Source organism: Methylobacterium sp. WL12, assembly GCF_008039475.1.
Taxonomy (GTDB): domain Bacteria; phylum Pseudomonadota; class Alphaproteobacteria; order Rhizobiales; family Beijerinckiaceae; genus Methylobacterium; species Methylobacterium cerastii.
The window spans coordinates 151663-171799 of the sequence record NZ_VRUW01000002.1; the positions used below are offsets into that span (position 1 = coordinate 151663).

Below are 20137 nucleotides of genomic sequence, written 5' to 3' on the forward strand. Positions count from 1 at the left end.
CATCCGGCTCACGACCACGGGATCCTGCTCGGCCTCGGCCCTGTTGCGGCGCGAAGGACGGATCACCCGTCTGCAGCGCGCGCACAGGGCGATCAACCCGCCGCCCAGCACGATACGAGGAAACGGGTTCCATCCGCCCAGCGCATGTCAGCCCACGCCGCAAACCGCAAGGACGAATTGTTGCATTGCACAATCGGCTTGGCGGTGCGAGACCGGCGCTACCTTCGAGGGAGGGCACGCCCGGATGCGCGCAGACGTCAGCGCCGCGCAATCGGAGACTGGAACCATGGCACTGCCCGAGCCGAAGCCGGCGGGACACACGATCCGCCGCCTACGTGCGAGCGACCGCGCCGAAATCCTCGCCTACTTCCTGCGCCTCGATCCGGAGACCCGTGCGAACCGCTTCATGGGCGCCGTCGGCGAGGCCGGAATCCACGCCTACGCCGAGCGCGCCGTGACGGCGGAGGGCCTGATCTTCGGCGCGTTCGTCTCCGGCGTCCTGCGCGGCGTCGCCGAGTTGCGCCCGTCGCGCGCCGGCGCGACGGCGTTCGACTTCGGCGCCGAGGCGGAGGCGGCCTTCGCCGTCGAGCGCGCGTATCGCCGCCGCGGCCTCGGCGGCGCCCTGTTCGCGCGGATCACGGAAGCCGCCCGCAACCGAAGAGTCGGCGACCTGCACGTGCGGTGCCTTGCCCGGAACGGGCCGATGCGCCGTCTCGCGCTGCGCCACGGCGCCGACCTGCAGGCCAGCGGCATGGAGGCCGAGGCGGCCCTGCATCTCGAACGGCCGACGCCGTTCTCGCTCTGGCACGAGGGCATCGCCGAGGCCTTCGACCTGACGATCGCCGCCCTGCGGCCGGCGTGAGACGGCCGTTCAGCCGATCGGGTCGGCCACCATCGCGAAGGTGAGGAGATCGACGGAGGCCGCCCCGCCGCGCAGCAGCGCGCGGGCGGCGGCGTTCGCTGTCGCGCCCGTGGTGGTGACGTCGTCGACGAGGAGGACGCGTCGGCCCTGAAGGGCGGCCCGGTGCACCGGCGGCACGCGGAAGGCGCCCTGGAGGTTCTCGGCGCGCCCGGCGCGGCTCAGGCCCACCTGCGAGCGCGTCGCCTTCACCCGCGCGAGCACCTGCGGCAGGAACGGCACCCGCCCGGCGCGGGCGAGGGGGCGGGCGAGCAAAGCCGCCTGGTTGAACCGCCGTCGCCACAGCCGCCAGCGATGCAACGGCACCGGCACGACGCAATCGGCCTCCGCGATCAGGGCGGCGCCGGAGGCGGCCATCATCGCCGCCATCGCCTTGGCGAGGTCGAGGCGGTCCTCGTATTTCAGGCGGTGCACGAGCCCGCGAGCGGTGTCGTCGTAGAGCGCCACCGCTCGCGCCCGCTCGAAGACCGGCGGATCGCTGATCGCGCGCGGCGACAGCAGCGGGCCGATCCCGAGGTCGAGGGCGAACGGCGTCCCGTAGCGCGGGCAGCACGGCTCCTCGATGAAGCGCAGGCCGGACCAGCAGGCGGGACAGAGCGCGCCGGGATCGGCCGTGGCTGCGCCGCATCCCGCGCAAGAGGGCGGGTAGACGAGGCCGACGAGCGCCCGCGCGGCGCGGCCGAAAATGGCGGAAGGCCGCGCACCTTTCGATGCACGGCCTTCCTCGCTGTCGATATTTTCAGGCGCAGGCACGACCCACGCCCTGACGCAGCGCGCAGCCGGCTCAGCGCGTCGCGGGCGGGGTCTGGTCGTTGCGGCGGGCCTCGGCGTTGGCGCGGTGGCGACCGATCGCGCAGCCTGCGGCGGCGCCAACCAGTCCGTGGTGCCCGGCATAGTGGCCGGCGATCCCGCCGACGATGGCGCCCTTGATGCAGCCCTTGGCCTCGGCGGTCGAGCCGAAGGCGACGATCGTGAGGGCCAGGGCGGCCCCGGACAGAAAGCGGATCATGGGATGCGACTCCGATATGCGGCTCAGCAGCCGATGGAACTGACCAAGAACGGCGATCGTCCAGACCCGTTCCACCCTCGCAAAACTGTGATGGTCGGCCGACCACCTTCGCCGAGCGCCGCCGCAGCTGGCAACCGGACGGGTCGAGCGCCATGTGTGGCTGTGCATGACAGCGCCTTCGCATCTGTTCGACACCGGGCTCGCCCGCCGCCGCCTCGCCCGCGCGCGACGCACGGGCTTCGCCGACTTCCTCGTCGCCCGCATGGCGGCGGACCTCGACGACCGCCTCGGCGCGGTGCTGCGAACCTTCACCACCTGCCTCGACCTCGCGACGCCGACGACCACGGCGGCACGCGTGCTCGCCGCCCGCTATCCCGACGCGGCGGTGCTGCGGCTCACGCCGCTCGCCGAGGCAGCAGAGCCTGGCGTCGCGCAGGCGGTCGCCGACCTGGAGGCGCTTCCGGCCGCCCCTGGCCACTTCGATTGCGCCGTCTCGTTGCTGGCGCTCCAGGGCGTGAACGACCTGCCCGGCACGCTGGTGCAGCTCCGCCGCGCCCTGCAACCGGACGGGCTGTTCCTTGGATGCTTGTTCGGGGGCGCCTCGCTGAACGAGCTGCGTGCGAGCTTCGCCCAGGCCGAGAGCGAGGTCGAAGGCGGCATCAGCCCGCGGGTCGCACCGTTCGCCGAGGTGCGCGAGGCCGGCGCGTTGCTGCAGCGGGCGGGCTTCGCCCTGCCGGTCGCCGACACCGAGACCGTGACGGTGCGCTACGCCGACCCGTTCGCGCTGATGCGCGACCTGCGCGCCATGGGCCTCACCAACACGCTGGTCGAGCGCCGCCGCACGCCCCTGCGGCGCGCCACGCTGATCCGCATGGCCGAGATCTATGCCTCCCGCTTCGCCGACGCGGACGGCCGGCTTCGCGCGACTTTCGAGGTGCTTTGGCTGACCGGATGGGCACCGCATGCGAGCCAGCAGGTGCCGCTGAAGCCGGGAAGCGCGAAGGCCCGGCTCGCCGACGCGCTCGGCACCATCGAGCTGAACCCCAACGAGAGGATTCCACGATGAGACAGCCCGGCCCCGACCATCCAATCACCGTCACGCCGCATCCGGGTCGCATCCGGGTGATGCTGAACGGCGTCGCCGTCGCCGACAGCCGCAACGCGCTGTCGTTGAAGGAGGCGTCGTATCCGCCGGTGCTCTACGTCCCGCGCGCCGACGTCGACCTCTCGCACTTCACGCTTTCGGCGCGGACGAGCCATTGCCCGTACAAGGGCGACGCCAGCTACTTCAGCATCAAGGTGGGCGACGCGTCGCGGCCGGACGCGGTGTGGAGCTACGAGGCGCCGTTCCCGGCCGTGGCCGAGATCGCCGGGCATGTGGCTTTCTACCCCGACCGGGTCGACGGCATCGAAACCACTTAATCCTGGACCAGCGGCCAGAACCCGTACTTGCGCCCGTGCGCCGCGCGTAGGCCCGCGCGATACGCTTCCGGCGCCGGCTCGATCGCGCCGGCAAGAAGCCGCGGCGCCATCGCGTCCAGGGCCTTGAGGTAGCGCGCCGCATGCGGGTAGGCGCTGCTCCGACCCTCGCCGAGGATGTCGTCGATCATCCGGCGCAACAGGATTGCGGCCGCCGCAGGATGGGCGGGCTCCAGCGCGTCCGCCGCCAGTTCCAGCAAGCGGTAGGCGGCGCCGCGCCACTCCAAAGCGCGAGCGAGGACGAGGCGCGCGGCGCGGTCGAGGCTCGGCCACGCCACGAGGAAAGCGAGCGCGCGGTGGGCGTCGTCGTGCCGGCTCACGTGTTCGAGGGCACGCTCCCAAACTTCTTCGTCCTCGAAGTCGGGCAGCTTCGCGAGGTGCGCCCGCAGCATGTCGGCGTCGAGCAGGGTCTCGAACCCGCGCCAGCGCAGCGCCTGGGCTTCCTCCCGTCGATCGAGTGCATCGAGGATGCGGATTTCCAGGGCGATCCGCTCCCGCGCTCGGCCGTCGATCGCCGCGTCGCCGACGGCGAGCGACGCGCGGGTGACGACGCGGCCCCGTGAGGATGCCGGGCGCCGAATCCAGTCCAGCGCCTCCGCGGCGCGGCCGGCGTCGAGCAGACGCCGGGCGATTTCGATGACGTCCGGCCGGCCGGGCATGATCGCCTGCTCGAGCGCGACGTAGGCGTCTACGTCTCCGCGGCTGTCGGCGATGTCCTGGCGAATGCGCAGGAGGTTCCCGTGGGTCAGACCGGCGCGGATCGCAGGCGTCCCGCTCGTGCCGTCGGCAGGCTTGGCCCCGGCGCAGACGGCTTCGGCAAGCGCGTCGTCGAGGGATCGCAGCGCGGTGGCGGGCAGGCGCGGGACGAGATCGCGGATCAGTAGGCCGAACGGTCCGTAGGGGTCGGCGACGACGCGCGGGATCAATGTCAAGGCGAATAAGCCAGCGGCGTCCGGATCGAGGTCCGCCGCAATGGCGACGACCGCCTCGGAGGCGCGCTCGTAGATGGCCTGGATCGCGCCCGAGCCGTCATCGACCCGGTTCAGCACCGCGTCGGCCCCACCGAGGAAGCGCACCAGACGTTCCAGGGCGGCCGCGCGGTTGAGGGTCGCCAGCTCCGTGAGGATCACGGTGACCGTCGCACCGAGGTCGGTTGTGAAGGCTCGGCGCTTCTGCCAATCGATGAAGCCGCGGGCGCCTTCAAGGGCGGTGAGCCGGCGATCCACGATCGCGGCGACGGCCTCCGGGCCCTGCAGGGAGGCAAGGGCCGCGCTCACGAGCTTTTTGAACGCGGCGTTATGCGCCGCCTCGCCGAGGATCAGGCCGATCAGGCGATCCGGGCTCAGCGCCGCCAGCGTCTCGGGGGAGGGCGTAGTGCGGCGGGTGCCCTTCGGCGGCTTGACCGCCGACGGAACGGATTTAAGAGGCGCCGTGGCCGATTTGCGAGGCATCGAACGTCCAGACCCCGCCCATCACGGCCTCGATCAATCCTCGACTTTCGCCACCGGCCGATCATCGCCGCGGGCGGTCTCGTCGTGCCAGGCGCCCGAGCCGTCCTGGTAGCGGATCCCCTCGGTCGAGCCCGGAACCTGCTGCTCGGCGGCGGCAGCTTGCGCCGCCTGCAGGGCCTCGTCGTGGCTCGGGAAGGTCTCTGAGAACACGTCGCCGACCTTGTAGGCGTAGCCGCCGTCGTGCTCGACGACGTGATAGGTGACTTCGGACATCGCAATCTCCCGACCTGGAACGAAACCTGTCCAGCGCGAACACGTCGGCGGCGCGGTGGTTCCGCAAGCCGCCCGCTCAGTGCCGGGTCGGGGCGGCCCAGGGCAGGCGTTCGATCGCCGCCTCGCAGCCGGCGATCAGCGAGCCGCGCGGGTCGTCGGAGTCGTATCCGGCCCCGTCGGCGAAGGCGACGACGTGGACCGCGCCGTCGTCGAGCCTGCGGATGCGGGCGACCCAGCCCTCGGGCGCACGCTCGAAGGCGACCTCGTACTGCGTGCCGTCGCGCTCGATTCGATGCGGTTCCATGCCGTCGTCCAATCCCGCTCGCGCCGCCGCGGCCCTATCTGGATGGGGCCACACACCAAAGGATGTCGATGCCCTATCGTACGTTGCTCGCCGCCGCGATCCTCGCGGCCGGATCACTCCCCGCCCTATCACAGGGCCGGGGCTATGCCGGAAGCACGTTCGGGCCGACCGGCTCCGCCGTGCCCCCGAACCCGTTCGCGTCGAACTATCCCTCCGCGCCGCCGCCGCGGGCGGTCATCGAGCGGCGCGGGCGCCATGCCGTGCGGCGGCCGTCGCGCGAGCCCGGGCTGCTGCCCCCGGGGCGTATATCGGCGGGTTCGACCCAGGAATGAGTGCGTGGCTCGCCGCCGGTGGTGGCGTCCACCTGATCCTGCTCGCCGCGAGCCTGGTGATCGGGCTGATCGCGGTGACGCGTTGAGGGTCAGGCGTCGCCGACGACGCCGGCCTCGTCCTGCGCCTGGAGCACGTCGGGGCGCGGCATCGAGATGATGTTGTAGCCGGAATCGACGAAGTGGATCTCGCCGGTCACCCCGCACGAGAGGTCCGACAGCAGGTAGAGCGCCGAGCCGCCGACGTCGTCGAGGGTCACGGTCCGGCGCAGCGGCGCATGCGCCTTCTGGTGGTTGAACATCAGCCGCGCGTCGGCGATGCCGGCGCCGGCAAGCGTCCGCATCGGCCCGGCCGAGAGGGCGTTCACGCGGATGTTGTCCGGGCCGAGATCGGTGGCAAGGTAGCGCACCGACGCCTCCAGCGCCGCCTTGGCCACACCCATCACGTTGTAGTTCGGCATGACGCGAGTGGAGCCGCCATAGGTCAGCGTCAGCAGGGATCCGCCCGCGCGCATGCGCTTGGCCGCCCGCTGCGCGATCTCGGTGAAGGAGAAGCACGAGATCGTCATGGTGCGCGAGAAGTTCTCGCGGGTGGTCACGTCGACGTAGCGGCCCTTGAGCTGCGCCTTGTCCGAGAAGCCGATCGCGTGGACCACGAAGTCGAGAGTGCCGTCGAAGCGCTCGTCAAGGGCGGCGAAGGTCGCGTCCACGGAGGCGAGGTTCTCCACGTCGCAGGGGAGGACGATGTCGGAATCGAGCCGCGCGGCCAACGGCGCGACGCGCTTGCCGAGCGCGTCGCCCTGGTAGGTGAAGGCGAGCTGCGCGCCGTGCTTGTGCAGGGTCCTGGCGATGCCCCAGCCGATCGAGTGGTCGTTGGCCACGCCCATGATCAGGCCGCGCTTGCCCGCCATCAAACCCGTCATTCGATCCGTCACTCCCGAGTGCTGCGCCGCATCGGGCGCACGTCAACACGGATCGAGGCTTAGGCGCGGGGGAGGGCGCTGTCCAATCTCGGACCTGGAAAAAGGCGTCCCCTTGAAACACGAAAGCCCTGCCGCAAGGCAGGGCTTCGAGCGGTCCGGCGCAGAGTGGCAACCTCAGAAGTAGCCACGCGTCTGCGACTTGGCGTCGTCGATCAAGGCCTGCTTGGCGTAGATGCCGGCCGATCCGAGGACGACCGCCGCGAGCGCCAAGCCGATGAGAAAGAAGGTCATGCGCGCTCCACTCCCTGGCACAGCCTCAAGGCAGAACTTGAGTGGAGAGTTTGGGTTCCAATGGTTAACGAAGCGTGCCTCGAACCGCCGATTTCCTTGACGACGGTCCGCCGTCGTGCCGGACGCGTCAGGCGTCGACGTTCTTCAGCACCAGCGTCGCGTTGGTGCCGCCGAAGCCGAACGAGTTCGACAGCACGTGGCCGAGCTTGGCCCCGTCCCGGCGTGTCCGCAGGATCGGCATGTCGGCGAAGGCGGGGTCGATCTCATCGATGTGCGCGCTGGCGCTGATGAAGTCGTTGTTCATCATCAGGAGCCCGTAGATGGCCTCCTGCACCCCGGTGGCGCCGAGCGAGTGCCCGGTGAGGGACTTGGTCGCCGCGATTGGCGGGCAGGCGTCGCCGCGGCCGAACACCTCGCGGATCGCCTCGATCTCCTTCTCGTCGCCCACGGGCGTCGAGGTGGCGTGCGGGTTGATGTAGTCGATCGGCGCGCCCTTCAGGCCTTCCATCGCCTGGCGCATGCAGCGCACCGCTCCCTCGCCTGAAGGCGCCACCATGTCGTAGCCGTCGGAGGTCGCGCCGTAGCCGGCGATCTCGCCGTAGATCCGCGCGCCGCGGGCCTTGGCGTGCTCCAACTCCTCGAGGACGAGGACGCCGGCACCCCCGGCGATGACGAAGCCGTCCCGGTTGGCGTCGTAGGCGCGCGAGGCCCGCTCGGGTGTCGCGTTGTACTTCGAGGACATCGCGCCCATCGCGTCGAACAGCACCGACAGTGTCCAGTCTAAATCCTCGCAGCCGCCTGCGAAGATGATGTCCTGGCGACCGCCCTGGATGATCTCGGCGGCGTTGCCGATGCAGTGGTTCGAGGTCGCGCAGGCCGAGGCGATCGAATAGTTGACGCCCTTGATCTTGAACCAGGTCGCCAGGGTCGCCGAGGCGGTCGAGGACATCGCCTTCGGCACCGCGAACGGGCCGACACGCTTAGGACCCTTCTCGCGGGCGATCGCGGCCGATTCAACGATCACACGTGTCGAGGGACCGCCCGACCCCATGATGATGCCGGTGCGCTCGTTCGAGATGTCGCCGGCCTCAAGCCCTGAGTCGCGGATCGCCTGATCCATCGCCACGTGGTTCCAGGCGCTGCCCCCGCCGTGGAAGCGCATGGCGCGGCGATCGACGACTCCCTCGGGGTCCAGGGTGGGCCGGCCCGAGACCTGGCTGCGGAAGCCATGCTCGGCATGCGAGCCGTCACGGGTGATGCCGGACCGCCCTTCGCGGAGCGAGGCGAGCACTTCCTCGGTGTTGTTTCCGATGGATGAGACGATGCCCATCCCGGTGACGACGACACGGCGCATGAACGAACTCGTCTCCCCGGCGACGCGCCCGGTGGGTGAGCGTCACGCTACTTCGTCAGCTAGGATGCCGCCGGCCTGTTCTCAACCGGCGAGGACGCGCCCCGTTGCCGGGAACGCATCGAAATCAGGTGTGGCGCTCAGCTCTGGAACAGGGCGACGCGCAGGTCCTTGGCCTCGTAGATGCGCTTTCCGTCGGCTTCCAGCCACCCGTCGGCGATGCCGAGGACGAGCTTGCCGGTCCGCACCCGCCGCAGGTCGACGCCGTAGACCACCTGCTTGACGGTCGGCAGGACCTGATCCGTGAACTTGACCTCGCCGACGCCGAGCGCCCGCCCGCGGCCCGGCGCGCCGAGCCAACCGAGATGGAAGCCGACGAGCTGCCACAGGGCGTCGAGCCCGAGGCAGCCGGGCATCACCGGGTCGCCCTTGAAGTGGCAGGAGAAGAACCAGAGGTCTGGCCGGATGTCGAACTCCGCGCGGACCAGACCCTTGCCGTGGGCGCCGCCCTCGGCGGCGATCTCGGTGATGCGATCGAACATCAGCATCGGCGGCAGCGGCAGCTGGGCGTTGCCCGCGCCAAAGAGTTCGCCGCGCCCGCAGGCGAGCAGGTCCTCGTAGGAATACTGCGAGGCGCGGGGGGCGGTCTGTTCGGTGTCGGACGTCATGAAGGCGGGTCGGTCCTCGTGTCGCGAGCTTCGGTCGGCGGGCACGGGCCGGCTTCGGCGCCGGCGCGCATCCCGTACACGGGGCGAACCGCGCACTCGGCGGCCTCGTTAGCATAGGCGCGGAGCCGGTTCCAAGCAGGCGCGAACGAAGCGGCCTTCGCGCGAGCGGGAGAGGGGCCACCTGCGCGTGTTGCGAGCCGGCGACCGTTCCCATATACACGAGGGCGAAATCCTTCACCCCTCGCGAGCGTTCAGTCCCGCCGATGTCCGAACTGCTGTCCCTTCAGGCCGCGCTGAACGCCCGGATCCCGGCCCTTTCGGGGGATGCGGCCGGCGCGGCGCGCCGCGGCTGCCCCCTCTCGGACCTGCGCGACCGCCTGCGCCGCGCGGGCCTGCGCCCGACGCGCCAGCGCCTGTCGCTCGGCTGGTTGCTGTTCGGGCGCGGCGACCGCCACCTGACGGCGGAAATGCTCTACGACGAGGCGATGCGCGCCAAGGTTCCGGTGTCGCTGGCCACCGTCTACAACACCCTGCACCAATTCACCGAGGTCGGCCTTCTGCGCCAGCTCGCGCTCGACGGGTCGAAGGCGTACTTCGACACCAACCCCTCCGAGCACCACCACTTCTTCCTCGAGGACGAAGGTCAGGTAATGGACATGCCCGATTGCGGCATCACCGTCGAATCGCTTCCCGACGCGCCGGAAGGCATGGAGATCGCCGGCGTCGAGGTGATCGTCCGCCTCCGCCGACGGGCCGGCGCCCGCCGCCAGAGCTGAGCGGCCGTCAACGTCTCCGAATCGAAGAAGGTCCGGTGCGAACCGGGCCTTTTTTCTTAGTCGACCTTCTCGTTCGGGTAGACGCCCCACAGGCGGTCCTGGTGGATGTAGCCGTCCACGTCGCGCTTGGAGGGCAGCGCGACGACGAGGCGGCACCACGATCCGGTGCAGCTCTTCACGCTGCCGATCACGCCGGCCTCCAGGCGCGCCTCGTCCTCGGCGCCGTCGTCGGCCCGCGCCCGCAGCGGGATCGCGGCCTTGTCGGCGCCCTTCGAGGCGGTAACGATCGCGGTGCGGCGGCCCGACAGCAACGAGTGCAGGACCCACCCCTCGGTCCCTTCCGAATCGCGGATGCGGCGCCAGGTCTCGAACTCGGCGACGATCTCCACCGGCATGCCGGCGCGCTGGAACACCCAGAGGGTGCGGTGATCCTTCGAAGGCCCCTCGCGCAGGTTCACGCGATCGGTCTTGAGGCTGGCATAGCGCGGCAGCGGCAGCTTGGTGACCGGACCCACGCCGGATTCGGGGCCGCCGCCCGCGGCGGGCGCGGCCAGCGCCGACCTGGTGGCCAGGGGAAGCGTGAGGGCGGCCGACGCCAGGAGGGCGGCGCCCGCGAAGAAGAGCCGAGCCAGCCGCATCGTCCATCTCCTGATCTGCGCACGACGAAGGAACGCCCGCACCGCGCGGCGATGCCGGCGCGGCACTTCCGATTGTGTTCCGGCCTGCCTCTGATAGAGAGGCCGGAAGCCGTCCGCACCTGTCTGGCGGAGCTCGGTTAACGGAGCTTGAAACCGGGGACGCGGCCGGTCCACGATGCGCCGACGCCGCGCGAGGCGTTCGTGTCGGGCCTGCCCGAACCCGGTGATGGGAGAGATGATGTCGTTGAAGCGCAAGCCGCTCGTCGTCGTGACGCGACGCCTGCCGGACGCGGTCGAGAGGCGGATGCGCGAGCTGTTCGATGCGCGGCTGAACCACGACGACGCCCCGCTCGCGCCCGAGCAGATCGCCGCCGCGATGCGCGAGGCCGACGTGCTCGTTCCCACTGTCACCGACAAGATCGATGCGGGCCTCCTCGCCCAAGCCGGGCCGAACCTCCGGCTGATCGCCAACTTCGGCAACGGCGTCGATCACATCGACGTGTCGGCAGCCTTGGAGCGCGGCATCACCGTCACCAACACCCCCGGCGTCCTCACCGAGGACACCGCCGACATGACCATGGCGCTGATCCTGGCCGTGGCGCGGCGCGTGCCCGAGGGCGCGCGCATCATTCCCGACGACGACTGGACCACGGGCTGGTCGCCGACCTGGATGCTCGGGCGCCGCATCACCGGCAAGCGCCTCGGCATCGTCGGCATGGGCCGGATCGGCCAGGCGCTCGCGCGCCGCGCCAAGGCGTTCGGGCTGCAGATCCACTATCACAACCGCCGCCGGGTGCCGGCCGCGATCGAGGCCGGGCTGGAGGCGACCTACTGGGAATCACTCGACCAGATGCTGGCCCGCGTCGACATCGTGTCGGTCAACTGCCCGCACACGCCCGCGACCTACCACCTGCTCTCGGCCCGCCGCCTCAAGCTGATGAAGCCCGAGGCGATCGTCGTGAACACGGCCCGCGGCGAGGTGATCGACGAGAACGCGCTCGCCCGCCTGATCGAGGCCGGCGAGATCTCTGCGGCCGGCCTCGATGTGTTCGAGCAGGAGCCGGCGGTGAGCCCGCGCCTGGTCAAGCTCGCCAAGTCCGGCAAGGTCGTGCTGCTGCCGCACATGGGCTCGGCGACGTTCGAGAGCCGGATCGACATGGGCGAGAAGGTGATCATCAACATCAAGACCTTCATGGACGGTCACCGCCCGCCGGACCGGATCCTGCCCAGTATGCTCTGAGGCGCGCGGGGCGGGCATCGGCATGGCGGGCGTCGCGACGGAGAAGGCCACGGTTCCGGGTCTCGCCGCGCGCATGGCTGCGTTCCGCAGCCTCGGCGGCAATTGCGAGTTCGGCTTTGTACAGCGCTATTGCGGCGCCGAGCCCTCGGGCCTGCTCCGCTTCTCCTACACGCCGCTCGACGACCTGATCGATGCGCTGGAAACCCGCTTCGAGCGCTACGGCGCGCCCTCGGACCTCGTGCTGGCTCCGACCGCGACCGGCGTCTACTATTGCCGGAGCCGGACCTACAACATCTGGTCGAACACGCAGCGGGCCGTCGCGGGCACCGACCACGACGCGCTGCTCGAACGCGAGTACGGCCGGGTCGCGCATCTTAAGGCGAGGATGCTCGCCGACCTTGCCACCGGCGAGAAGATCCTCGTGCGAAAGGCCGACGCGGGACAGACCGAAGCCGACTTCCAGCGCCTGGCCGAGGCGGTCTGGCGCCACGGCCCCTCGACCCTGCTGCGGGTGAGGGAAGCCGCCCCGGGCTCGGCGACCGAGCCGCTCCGGCGCACCGGCGACCTTGTGCTCGAAGGAAGCGTCCGGCGGTTCGCCCCCGGCGAGCAGGCCTGGGACGTCGAGCTCGAATCTTGGGTCGCGCTGTGCGACGCGGCCTACGCCGCCCATGCCGGCGTGGCGCCGGCCGCGCTCGCCACCGCGCCCTCGGCCGACGCGATGCGGCTTCCGCACGGGACGGCGCGGCACAAGGGACGGCACCGGGAGCGGGGCCTCAGCGCCTTCACCAAGCTCCTCGACACGACCCGGTTCGACCCGGCCAAACCCTACGTGTTCTCGGCCTGGGTCCGTATACCGGCGCACGCGTTGCCCGAGCGCGTCTTCGCCGTCATGGGCCGCGAACGGCTCGGCTGGTGCGACGCAGACCTCACCATCCGCAACCGGTGGCAGCGAGTCTGGGCTGCGGGGCGCGTCGGCGACGGGACCGACCGCCCCTGCGTCGGCCTCGGCCTGATCGGGGATGCTGGCGACCGATTCGAGTCCCGCGACTGGCATCTGCGGGAGGGGGCGGTGCCCGACTGGTCGGCCCCCCCGCCACCGGAGGCGATGGGCTTTTTCGCGCGCCTGCGCGACCGCCTTGGCGGCTGATCCGGGTTCGATTGTCCAAGCAGGGCGTGCAGCTCAGACTATGTCGCCGCCCACTGAGACTGGCGCGTTCGCGCTCTGGAACAGCCGCTCGCTCGTGAGCTTGAGGAAGCTGAAACCGAATTCCGGGTTCTGGTAGTAGAGCTGCTTGACCGCGGAATAGGGCACCTCCAGCGCCCGGCCAGCCTCCGTGCAGATCAGCGAAGCCGTGCGCCGGTTGCCCGGCGAGAGCAGGCCGAGCTCGCCCACGATGCCGCCGGCCCGCACCTCGATTTCGTATTCCGGTATGCGGAAGCAGCCGGCCTCGACGTAGTACATCGTCGTCGCCTCCTCGCCCATGGCGAAGAGCGCGGCGCCGGCCGCGAAGGCGCGCTCGGTGCCGTAGGGCTTGAGCCAGTCGAGGGAGAGGTCGCCCTCGGCGGCCGTCTCCACGTCGCGCACGAGCCGGACCATCTGCCAGAGCCGCCAGGCGTTGAACGGGATCTGGATCGCCTCCGTCAGCACCACCGGCATGCTGCCGATCAGCAGCCCGTAGGTGATGACCGCGGCGCTCGCGACCAGCGAGATGATCCTGAGGGGGATCATCGTACTCATCGCCGAGGCCGAGATGGTCAGCGCCGTCCCGAGATAGCCGATGCCCTCGACCCAGTTCATCAGACGGCCCCATTCCGCGTCGCGATCGCACGCCGCCTGATGCATCGCGTTTCGGGCCCGACCGCAAGACGATCCGGCGCCGCCGCCGCATCCCGTCAGGCGGCTGTGCCCATCCGGATACGCTCGGCGACGGCGACGGCGGCGCGCACGCCCTCTTCATAGGCGCCGCCGGCGGTGCCCCATTGCTCGCGCGACAGCGCCTCGCCGGCAAACCAGATCGTCCCGCCGACCGCCTCATGGAGCACGCGGCGTGCACCCGCATGGCCGGGCGGCACCGAGGCCCAGGAGCCGCGCGACCACGGATCGTGGCGCCATTCGCTGACCGCTGGGATCGACAGGTCGTGCAGGCGGCGCGCTCCGAAATGGTCGGCCAGCGTCGCGCGCACGCGGCGGCGCAGCCCGTCCTCCCCGGTGCCGGCCGCGTCGATCTCGGCGGCGCCGACCGCGTCGAGCTCGAAGTAGTGGAACGGCGTGTCGTCGATCCGCGTGAGCAGGCCCGGCGGGCTGAGTCGGCCGCCGACGAGGCTCGCGAGGCGGTCCCGACCGCGGAACGGGCTCGACGGCCAGTGCAGCACCGCGTGCTCGTAGATGCCGGCGCGGAACCCGTCGATCGCCGCGCGGGTCGGCGCGGGCAGGGCCGGAGAGAAGGCGACGGCGTCGCGCAGCACCATCATCGGCACCGTCACGACCACGGCGCGGGCCTTCAGGCGCCGGCCGTCGGCGGTGGCGATGCGGACGCCGACGCCCGACCAGTCGATCCGCGTCACCGGACAGTTCAGCGCGATCGGCAGCTCTTGCGCGAGGCGGGCGAGGTAGCCGCCGAAGCCGCCGGCGATGAAGAAGTTGTCGCCGTATTCCATGCTGGGGAAGTCGTGCAGCGAGACCTCCTTCAGCGGCCGGCCGGAGACCAGCCCGTGGACCAGGGCGACGCGGGCGCCCCAGGGGCCGAGGCTGCAGGGCAGGGCGCTCGCCGCGGAGCGGTCCGGGCCGTCCTCGGCGGCGCCCGCATGCATCGCCCGGTCGGCGCGGTCGAAGGACCGGGCCGAGGCGGCGACCTCCGACGGACGTCCCGGGCGGCGTCCGACCCAGACGTGTCCCTCCTGCGCGGCGCGGCGGAGGGGCTCGTCGCGGGCGAAGCCCAGCTGCACGAGGGGGTTGATCGGCCCGGCATGAAGCCAATGCGCTCCGAGGTCGATCGCGTGACCGCGCAACGTCGTCGTCACCGTACGACCGCCGACGCGGTCCCGCGCCTCCAGCACGGCGACCGACAGGCCGGCGGCGATCAGGGTGCGCGCGGCTGCGATCCCGGCGGCGCCCGCTCCGACGACGACCACGTCGGGGTCGGCGGGCAGCGGGGCGAGCCTGGGCGCGACGCTCGGCCGGAACCGGGCATGCGGGGGTGGCGTGTCGAGCCTCGGTCTCATGCGCCGGTCACCATCCTTCTCCTCGTACCGGTCCCGGCGGAGGGCCACCCGCCCGGCGGTCATCTCGGATCACGCCGAACGCCACGACCCGTGCGGCTTTCCAGACGCGTGCACGGCTGCACGACGCCCTTGCGGCGGCGGGATCGGGACACCACAACCGCGATGCGCCGAACCACGGCGGCAGACGGGATCACGGCATGCTCATCCAGTCGGCACTCGCGGCCCTGCGCCAGACCTTCTCCCCGCCGCTCCGCGCCATCCTGTGGAAGTCGCTCGGGTTGACGCTCGGCATCCTGGCACTGGCCTGGTTCGGGCTGACGCGGCTGATCCAGTGGTTCCAGGCGAGCCACCACATCTCGCAATCCTACCCCATCCTCGACAGCCTGGCCTATTTCCTGGCCGGGTTCGGGCTCTTCGTGGCCTTGGCCTACCTGATGCCGGCAATCTCGATCCTGGTCGCCGGGTTCTTCCTCGACGACGCCGCCGAGATCGTCGAGCGAACCGACTTCCCGAACGACCCGCCGGGCCGCCCGATGCCGTGGGGCTCGGCGATGCTCTACGCCCTGCGCTTCGCCGGCCTGACCCTGCTGGTGAACCTCGCCGCTTTGGTCATCTTCTTCGTGCCGGTCATCGGGCTGGCGGCGTTCTTCGCCGCCAACGCCTACCTGCTGTCGCGCGAATATTTCGAGATGGCCGCCGCCCGCTACCGCCCGCTGGCGGAGGCCGGCGAGATGCGCCGCGCGTTCTCCGGCACCACGATCGCGGCGGGCTGCCTGCTCGCCGGGATGATGGTTGTGCCGGTGCTCAACCTGCTGACGCCGCTCTTCGGCATCGCGCTGATGGTGCACGTCCACAAGCGGCTGACGCACCGGCTGCTGGCGCCCGCTCTGCAAGGCCGGCTTCGCTAGGACGGCGAGGACATCTCGCTGGCGCCACGAGGCCCTAGCTGCGGGTGCCCCAGCGCTGGCCCATGCCCGGCGATCCGCCGGCATCGGCCCCGATCGCGGGACCGGACGCGCGCATCGGCCGATGCTGCGAGCCTTCGCCCATAGGCGTCGGGGCGATCATGTCGGGGATCTCGGCCTGCTCCTCGGTGCCGCGCCCCTTGGCGAATTGACCGGCCTTGCGAAAGCGCCAGAGATAGCCCGGCACCACGGCCTCGGCGGCGGTCGGCTGGATGCCGAGACCTTCGAAGCAGCGCCCCTCGGCCTTGGCGGCCTCCGAGACGACGTTGTCGTTCTGCAGCAGGACGACCTGGTCGCGGGTCAGCTTGAGGTCGGCCGGCAGCAGGCCGAGGGTCAGGGTGTCGGCGAGCTCCATCGCGCGGGCCTGGATCTTGGCGAGCGGAAGCGGCAGCGAAACGACCATGCGCTTGCGCATCGTCGTCTCCAGCATGTAGCGCACGAGGTGATCGAGGGTCGCGACCTCGGGGCCTCCGAGCTCGTAGACCTTGCCGCCGGGCACGCGGCCGTCGGTGGCGAGCGCGATCGCCTCGGCTACGTCGCCGACGAAGACCGGCTGGAAGCGCGACTCGGCGCCGGCCAGCGGCAGCACCGGCAGGAACCGGGCGAGGCTGGCGAAGCGGTTGAAGAAGCTGTCGCCGGGACCGAACACGAGGGAGGGCCGGAATACCACCGCGTCGGGCCGGGCGGCGAACACTGCGGCCTCGCCTTCGGCCTTGGTCCGGGCATAACGCGATTCGGAGTTCCGGTCGGCGCCGATCGCCGAGACGTGGACCATCGCGGCACCCGCCTTCGCCGCCGCCCGCGCGATCTCATCGGGCCCGTCGACCTGGAGGCGCGAGAAGCTCTGCGCGCCGGTTTCCTGAAGGATGCCGACGAGGTTGATCACCACGTCCGCGCCCTCGACCGCGTGCCGCACCGATTCGGGATAGCGCAGGTTCGCCTGGACGGCGACGATCTGGCCGACCTTACCGAGCGGCTGGAGGAACAAGGCGAGGTCGGGCCGGCGCACGGCGACACGGATGCGGTATCCGCGCTTGGCCAGCGCCCGGACCACGTGACGCCCGAGGAAACCGGAGCCGCCGAATATCGTAACCAGCTGCGACGCGGGCCGCGTCAGGGACGGGGTCAGAAGGGTGTTCGGTGTGCTGGAGCCGGTCATCGCCTCGTCTCGGTCTGTCTGGCCTTCGGGCTCGGGGGCGTCGCCGCCCCCGGCCACCCTTTCCTTAGACCATTTCCGCCGACGACACGCGTCGCTCAGGCGACGAAACGGCGAACCTGATCGCCGCATCCCCGACTGCGCGCGTCACTCACGTGCGAGACGCTCAGCGGTCCCCGCTCAAGAGCCAGCCGAGCCCGAAGGCTGCGGCGGCGACGATCGCCAGGGTAGCGCCCTTGTTCTTGTCGGCGCGTCGGGCAGCGTGGCGCCCGTGATGTTCTGCGCGATCGCGATAATGGCGTCCGCGGCTCGCGGCCTCGTCGGCGATGGCGCGGCCGCGGGCGCTGGCCTCGTCGATCAGGTGCTCGCCGTCGCGGCGCCAGACCTGGGCGGTGTCGCGGGCGCGACCGTAAGCGTGCTGCGCGGCGCCTGCGGCCTGGTCGATCGCGCCGTCGAACTGGCGCCCGGGGTCGCCGCTCACGGCGCCGACGGCGGTCTTGGCGCGGCCGCGCAGGTGGCGTACGCCGCCTTCGAAACGATCTCGATTCATGATCTCGTCCTCGTCCTTCGATGTCGGGGGGCGGCGATGGCACGCCCCGCGGAGGGGGATCGGGGCTGCGCGAGTGCGGCCCCGATCCCGGTCACCGAACGGATCAGATCTTCTTGACGGCGTCGGCGGCCGTCTGGGCCGCGCCCTTCACGCCGTCCTTGGCGTCGCCGACGGTCTTCTGGGCTTCGCCCTTCAGCTCCTGGGCCTTACCCTCGGCCTGCAGCTTCTCGTTGCCGGTGACGTTGCCGACCCCCTGCTTGACGTTGCCGACGGCCTCGTTGGCCAGGCCCTTGATCTTGTCGGTGGTGCTGCTCATCGGGAAGCTCCCTGCTCGTTCAGCGACCTCGATCCGGCCTCGCGGCGGCGCCGCGAAGCGTGACCGAATGCTGTCGGGATGTCCGAACGGCGGGCTCCTGCGAAGGTTCCAAGGCGCCCGCGGACGCGCGAAAGCGTGATCGGACGGCGCGCACGCGGCCGGTGCGGGGCCGCCGCTAAAGCATTTTCAAGCGAGGTGGATGCCGGCTCGCGTGAAGAAAATGCGACCACACAGCAGGTTAGAGCATTTTCCGTGATCCAGAGATCACGGAAAATGCTCTAGATCTCGATCTCGGTCCCCACCTCCACCACCTGCCGGGTCGGAACGCCGAAGAAGGCGCCTGTGCGCTCGGCGTTTCGCTGCATGAAGGCGTAGAGGCTCTCGCGCCAGGGCTGCATGCCACGGTGGTCGTTCTTCGGGATGATGGTCTCGTGGCCGATGAACACCGTGAGGTCGTCGAGCATCTGCGGCGGCAGCCGGCGGTGCTCGACGGCGCAGGCCAACCCGTCGGGGATCGAGGCGTCCTCCATGAAGCCGTAGCGCAGGGTCACCCGGTAGAAGTCGGGGGCGAGGATCGTGACGTGCCCGCGCTCGTCCCGCGGCACCGTCGGGGTCTCCTCGTACTGGGCGCAGACGATCAGCACCCGCTCGGGGAGGGCATGGCTGCGCTCGACGAAGCGCGACAGGTGCAGCGGGATGCCGTGCGTCGCCGCCGACAGGAACACCCCGGTGCCCCGCACCCGGACGAGGTCGCGGTGCTGGAGCCCGGCGAGGAACGCGTCCTCCGGCTGCCGCAGGCCGGCGCGCGCCTCCTCGACGAGCTGGTTGCCGCGCCGCCACGTCAGCATCATCAGCGCGACGATGCCGGCGAGGACCAGCGGAAACCAGCCGCCCTCGAACAGCTTTACGCTGTTGGCCCCGAGGAAGACGAGGTCGATCACCAGGAAGAAACCGTTCACCGCGAGGATCGCGACGAGGTTGTAGCCCCACTTGCGGGCGATCAGCGCGGCGAGCAGCGTGGTGATCGCCATCAGCAGCGACACGGCGATGCCGTAGGCGCCGGCGAGGGCGTCCGAGGATTCGAACACAACGACGGCGGCGATGGTGGCCACCGCGAGCAGCCAGTTCACCGCCGGCACGTAGATCTGCCCGCGCTCCTCGGACGCCGTCTGGACGATGTGCATCGGCGGCAGGAAGCCGAGTTGGACCGATTGCTGGGTGAGCGAGAAAACGCCCGAGATGATCGCTTGCGAGGCGATCACCGTCGCCATCGTGGCGAGCCCGATCAGCGGGTAATGCGCCCAGCCCGGCACGAGCCGGTAGAACGGGTTCTCGATCGCATCGGGCGAGGCCAGCAGCAGCGCGCCTTGGCCGAAATAGTTGATCACCAGCGCCGGCAGCACCAGGGCGAACCATGCGATGCGGATCGGCCGGGCGCCGAAATGACCGAGGTCGGCATACATCGCCTCGCCGCCGGTGACGGCGAGGAAGGCCGCGCCCAGCATCGCGAAGCTGACGTGCCAGCCGGCATGGAACAGGAATTCCACCGCCTTCAGCGGGTTGGCGGCGGCCAGGATCTCCGGCTTGTGCAGGATTCCGCCGAGCCCCATCAGCGTGAGGACGAGGAACCACAGCAGCATCACCGGACCAAAGATCTTCCCGATGAAGGCGACGCCCTTGCTCTGCACCAGGAACAGCGCGACGAGGATCGCGATGGTGATCGGCACGACGTAGCGGCCGAGCGCGGGAGCATCGACTTTCAGGCCTTCGATCGCCGACAGCACCGAGATCGCCGGGGTGATCGCGCCGTCGCCGTAGAGTAAGGCCGCGCCGATCAGCCCGACGACGAGCAGCAACGCCTGCCACGAGCGCGGCTTGGCGTGTCGGGCGCCGAGCAGCGCCAGCATCGCGACAATGCCGCCTTCGCCGCCGTTGTCGGCCCGCAGGATCAGCACCGCGTACTTCAGCGAGACGATCAGGATCAGCGCCCACAGGATCAGCGAAACGGCGCCGACCACCGCGATCGGGTCGGCGTTGCCGCCGCCGCTCGCGGCGCGAACCGCCTCCTTGTAGGCGTAGAGCGGGCTGGTGCCGATGTCGCCGTAGACGACGCCGAGCGCGCCGAGCAGCAGGGCGGGGCGGAACCCCTGCGCGGCGGAAGGCTTCGCGCCGCCCTCCGCGCGGTCATGACTTTCGCTCACCGGGCGCCCTCGTCGTTTCTTGGCGCGACGCTAGCAGGCGCCGGTCGCCCGTCCATCGGAACCGTGCGCCGTGGCC

The 20137-nt window shown here is 70.8% G+C and carries 22 protein-coding genes; 7 read left to right on the top strand and 15 right to left on the bottom strand.

The genetic code is table 11. From position 1 onward, the window contains the following. The first annotated feature begins 286 nt into the window (after positions 1-286). Positions 287-862, top strand: a complete 576-nt coding sequence (locus FV226_RS01805; RefSeq protein ID WP_147761555.1) for a GNAT family N-acetyltransferase — start codon at positions 287-289, stop codon at positions 860-862. Positions 863-871: 9 nt separating this feature from the next. Here the strand turns inward: FV226_RS01805 and FV226_RS01810 are convergent, their stop codons facing one another. Then, entirely contained in the window at positions 872-1606 is a 735-nt protein-coding gene (locus FV226_RS01810; RefSeq protein ID WP_246685659.1) for a ComF family protein, read from the bottom strand. A 97-nt stretch (positions 1607-1703) separates the two neighbouring features. Next, positions 1704-1928: a hypothetical protein gene (locus FV226_RS01815; RefSeq protein ID WP_147751799.1), complete on the bottom strand. Its 225-nt coding sequence runs from the start codon at positions 1926-1928 to the stop codon at positions 1704-1706. Between the two features lie 166 nt (positions 1929-2094). Here FV226_RS01815 and FV226_RS01820 point away from each other — a divergent pair, with 166 nt between their 5' ends. After that, the gene (locus FV226_RS01820; protein WP_147761557.1) at positions 2095-2994 is read left to right on the top strand and encodes a methyltransferase domain-containing protein; all 900 of its coding nucleotides are present in this window, start codon (positions 2095-2097) and stop codon (positions 2992-2994) included. After that, positions 2991-3350, top strand: a complete 360-nt coding sequence (locus FV226_RS01825) for a DUF427 domain-containing protein (protein ID WP_147761558.1) — start codon at positions 2991-2993, stop codon at positions 3348-3350. Before FV226_RS01820 ends, FV226_RS01825 begins: the two co-directional genes overlap by 4 nt. Here the strand turns inward: FV226_RS01825 and FV226_RS01830 are convergent. From FV226_RS01830 to fabA, 6 genes are all read right to left on the bottom strand, one after another. Then, positions 3347-4858: a DUF6880 family protein gene (locus FV226_RS01830; RefSeq protein ID WP_147761559.1), complete on the bottom strand. Its 1512-nt coding sequence runs from the start codon at positions 4856-4858 to the stop codon at positions 3347-3349. The two genes, FV226_RS01825 and FV226_RS01830, sit on opposite strands and share 4 nt — an antisense overlap. Positions 4859-4891: 33 nt before the next feature. After that, the gene (locus tag FV226_RS01835; RefSeq protein WP_147751795.1) at positions 4892-5131 is read right to left on the bottom strand and encodes a DUF2188 domain-containing protein; all 240 of its coding nucleotides are present in this window, start codon (positions 5129-5131) and stop codon (positions 4892-4894) included. A gap of 76 nt (positions 5132-5207) precedes the next feature. Continuing rightward, positions 5208-5435: a hypothetical protein gene (locus FV226_RS01840; protein WP_147761560.1), complete on the bottom strand. Its 228-nt coding sequence runs from the start codon at positions 5433-5435 to the stop codon at positions 5208-5210. Positions 5436-5856: 421 nt separating this feature from the next. After that, positions 5857-6687: an enoyl-ACP reductase FabI gene (gene fabI, locus FV226_RS01845; RefSeq protein WP_147751792.1), complete on the bottom strand. Its 831-nt coding sequence runs from the start codon at positions 6685-6687 to the stop codon at positions 5857-5859. 418 nt (positions 6688-7105) lie between these two features. Then, positions 7106-8332, bottom strand: coding sequence for a beta-ketoacyl-ACP synthase I (gene fabB / locus FV226_RS01850; RefSeq protein WP_147761561.1), 1227 nt, complete (start codon positions 8330-8332; stop codon positions 7106-7108). Between the two features lie 137 nt (positions 8333-8469). Then, positions 8470-8997, bottom strand: coding sequence for a 3-hydroxyacyl-[acyl-carrier-protein] dehydratase FabA (gene fabA / locus FV226_RS01855; RefSeq protein WP_147751790.1), 528 nt, complete (start codon positions 8995-8997; stop codon positions 8470-8472). Positions 8998-9260: 263 nt separating this feature from the next. Here fabA and irr point away from each other — a divergent pair, with 263 nt between their 5' ends. Beyond that, positions 9261-9773: a Fur family transcriptional regulator Irr gene (irr, locus tag FV226_RS01860; protein ID WP_147761562.1), complete on the top strand. Its 513-nt coding sequence runs from the start codon at positions 9261-9263 to the stop codon at positions 9771-9773. A 56-nt stretch (positions 9774-9829) separates the two neighbouring features. Here the strand turns inward: irr and FV226_RS01865 are convergent, their stop codons facing one another. Further along, a complete protein-coding gene (locus FV226_RS01865; RefSeq protein WP_147761563.1) occupies positions 9830-10411 on the bottom strand; it encodes an SH3 domain-containing protein in 582 nt (193 codons plus the stop codon). A gap of 235 nt (positions 10412-10646) precedes the next feature. Between FV226_RS01865 and FV226_RS01870 the strand changes: the two genes are divergently transcribed. Together FV226_RS01870 and FV226_RS01875 are read left to right on the top strand one after the other, a co-directional pair. Then, the gene (locus FV226_RS01870; RefSeq protein ID WP_147761564.1) at positions 10647-11651 is read left to right on the top strand and encodes a D-glycerate dehydrogenase; all 1005 of its coding nucleotides are present in this window, start codon (positions 10647-10649) and stop codon (positions 11649-11651) included. A 22-nt stretch (positions 11652-11673) separates the two neighbouring features. Next, positions 11674-12798: a hypothetical protein gene (locus FV226_RS01875; protein ID WP_147761565.1), complete on the top strand. Its 1125-nt coding sequence runs from the start codon at positions 11674-11676 to the stop codon at positions 12796-12798. 33 nt (positions 12799-12831) lie between these two features. Here the strand turns inward: FV226_RS01875 and FV226_RS01880 are convergent, their stop codons facing one another. Then, positions 12832-13449, bottom strand: coding sequence for a cyclic nucleotide-binding domain-containing protein (locus FV226_RS01880; protein ID WP_147761599.1), 618 nt, complete (start codon positions 13447-13449; stop codon positions 12832-12834). 95 nt (positions 13450-13544) lie between these two features. Then, positions 13545-14873 carry an NAD(P)/FAD-dependent oxidoreductase gene (locus tag FV226_RS01885; RefSeq protein WP_147761566.1) on the bottom strand — a complete coding sequence of 443 codons (1329 nt, stop codon included), beginning with the start codon at positions 14871-14873 and terminating at the stop codon, positions 13545-13547. A gap of 197 nt (positions 14874-15070) precedes the next feature. On the opposite strand from FV226_RS01885, the gene FV226_RS01890 reads away from it, so the two are divergent. Continuing rightward, on the top strand, positions 15071-15781 hold the full coding sequence (locus FV226_RS01890; protein ID WP_147761567.1) for a sulfate transporter family protein: 711 nt from the start codon (positions 15071-15073) through the stop codon (positions 15779-15781). Between the two features lie 34 nt (positions 15782-15815). Here the strand turns inward: FV226_RS01890 and FV226_RS01895 are convergent, their stop codons facing one another. From FV226_RS01895 to FV226_RS01910, 4 genes are all read right to left on the bottom strand, one after another. Next, positions 15816-16997, bottom strand: coding sequence for a complex I NDUFA9 subunit family protein (locus FV226_RS01895; protein WP_147761568.1), 1182 nt, complete (start codon positions 16995-16997; stop codon positions 15816-15818). A gap of 163 nt (positions 16998-17160) precedes the next feature. Then, the gene (locus FV226_RS01900) at positions 17161-17544 is read right to left on the bottom strand and encodes a CsbD family protein (protein ID WP_147761569.1); all 384 of its coding nucleotides are present in this window, start codon (positions 17542-17544) and stop codon (positions 17161-17163) included. Between the two features lie 103 nt (positions 17545-17647). Beyond that, on the bottom strand, positions 17648-17860 hold the full coding sequence (locus tag FV226_RS01905; RefSeq protein WP_147751780.1) for a CsbD family protein: 213 nt from the start codon (positions 17858-17860) through the stop codon (positions 17648-17650). Between the two features lie 278 nt (positions 17861-18138). Beyond that, complete coding sequence (locus tag FV226_RS01910; protein ID WP_187277293.1) at positions 18139-19992, bottom strand: KUP/HAK/KT family potassium transporter; 1854 nt, start codon at positions 19990-19992, stop codon at positions 18139-18141. Between the last annotated feature and the right edge of the window lie 145 nt (positions 19993-20137).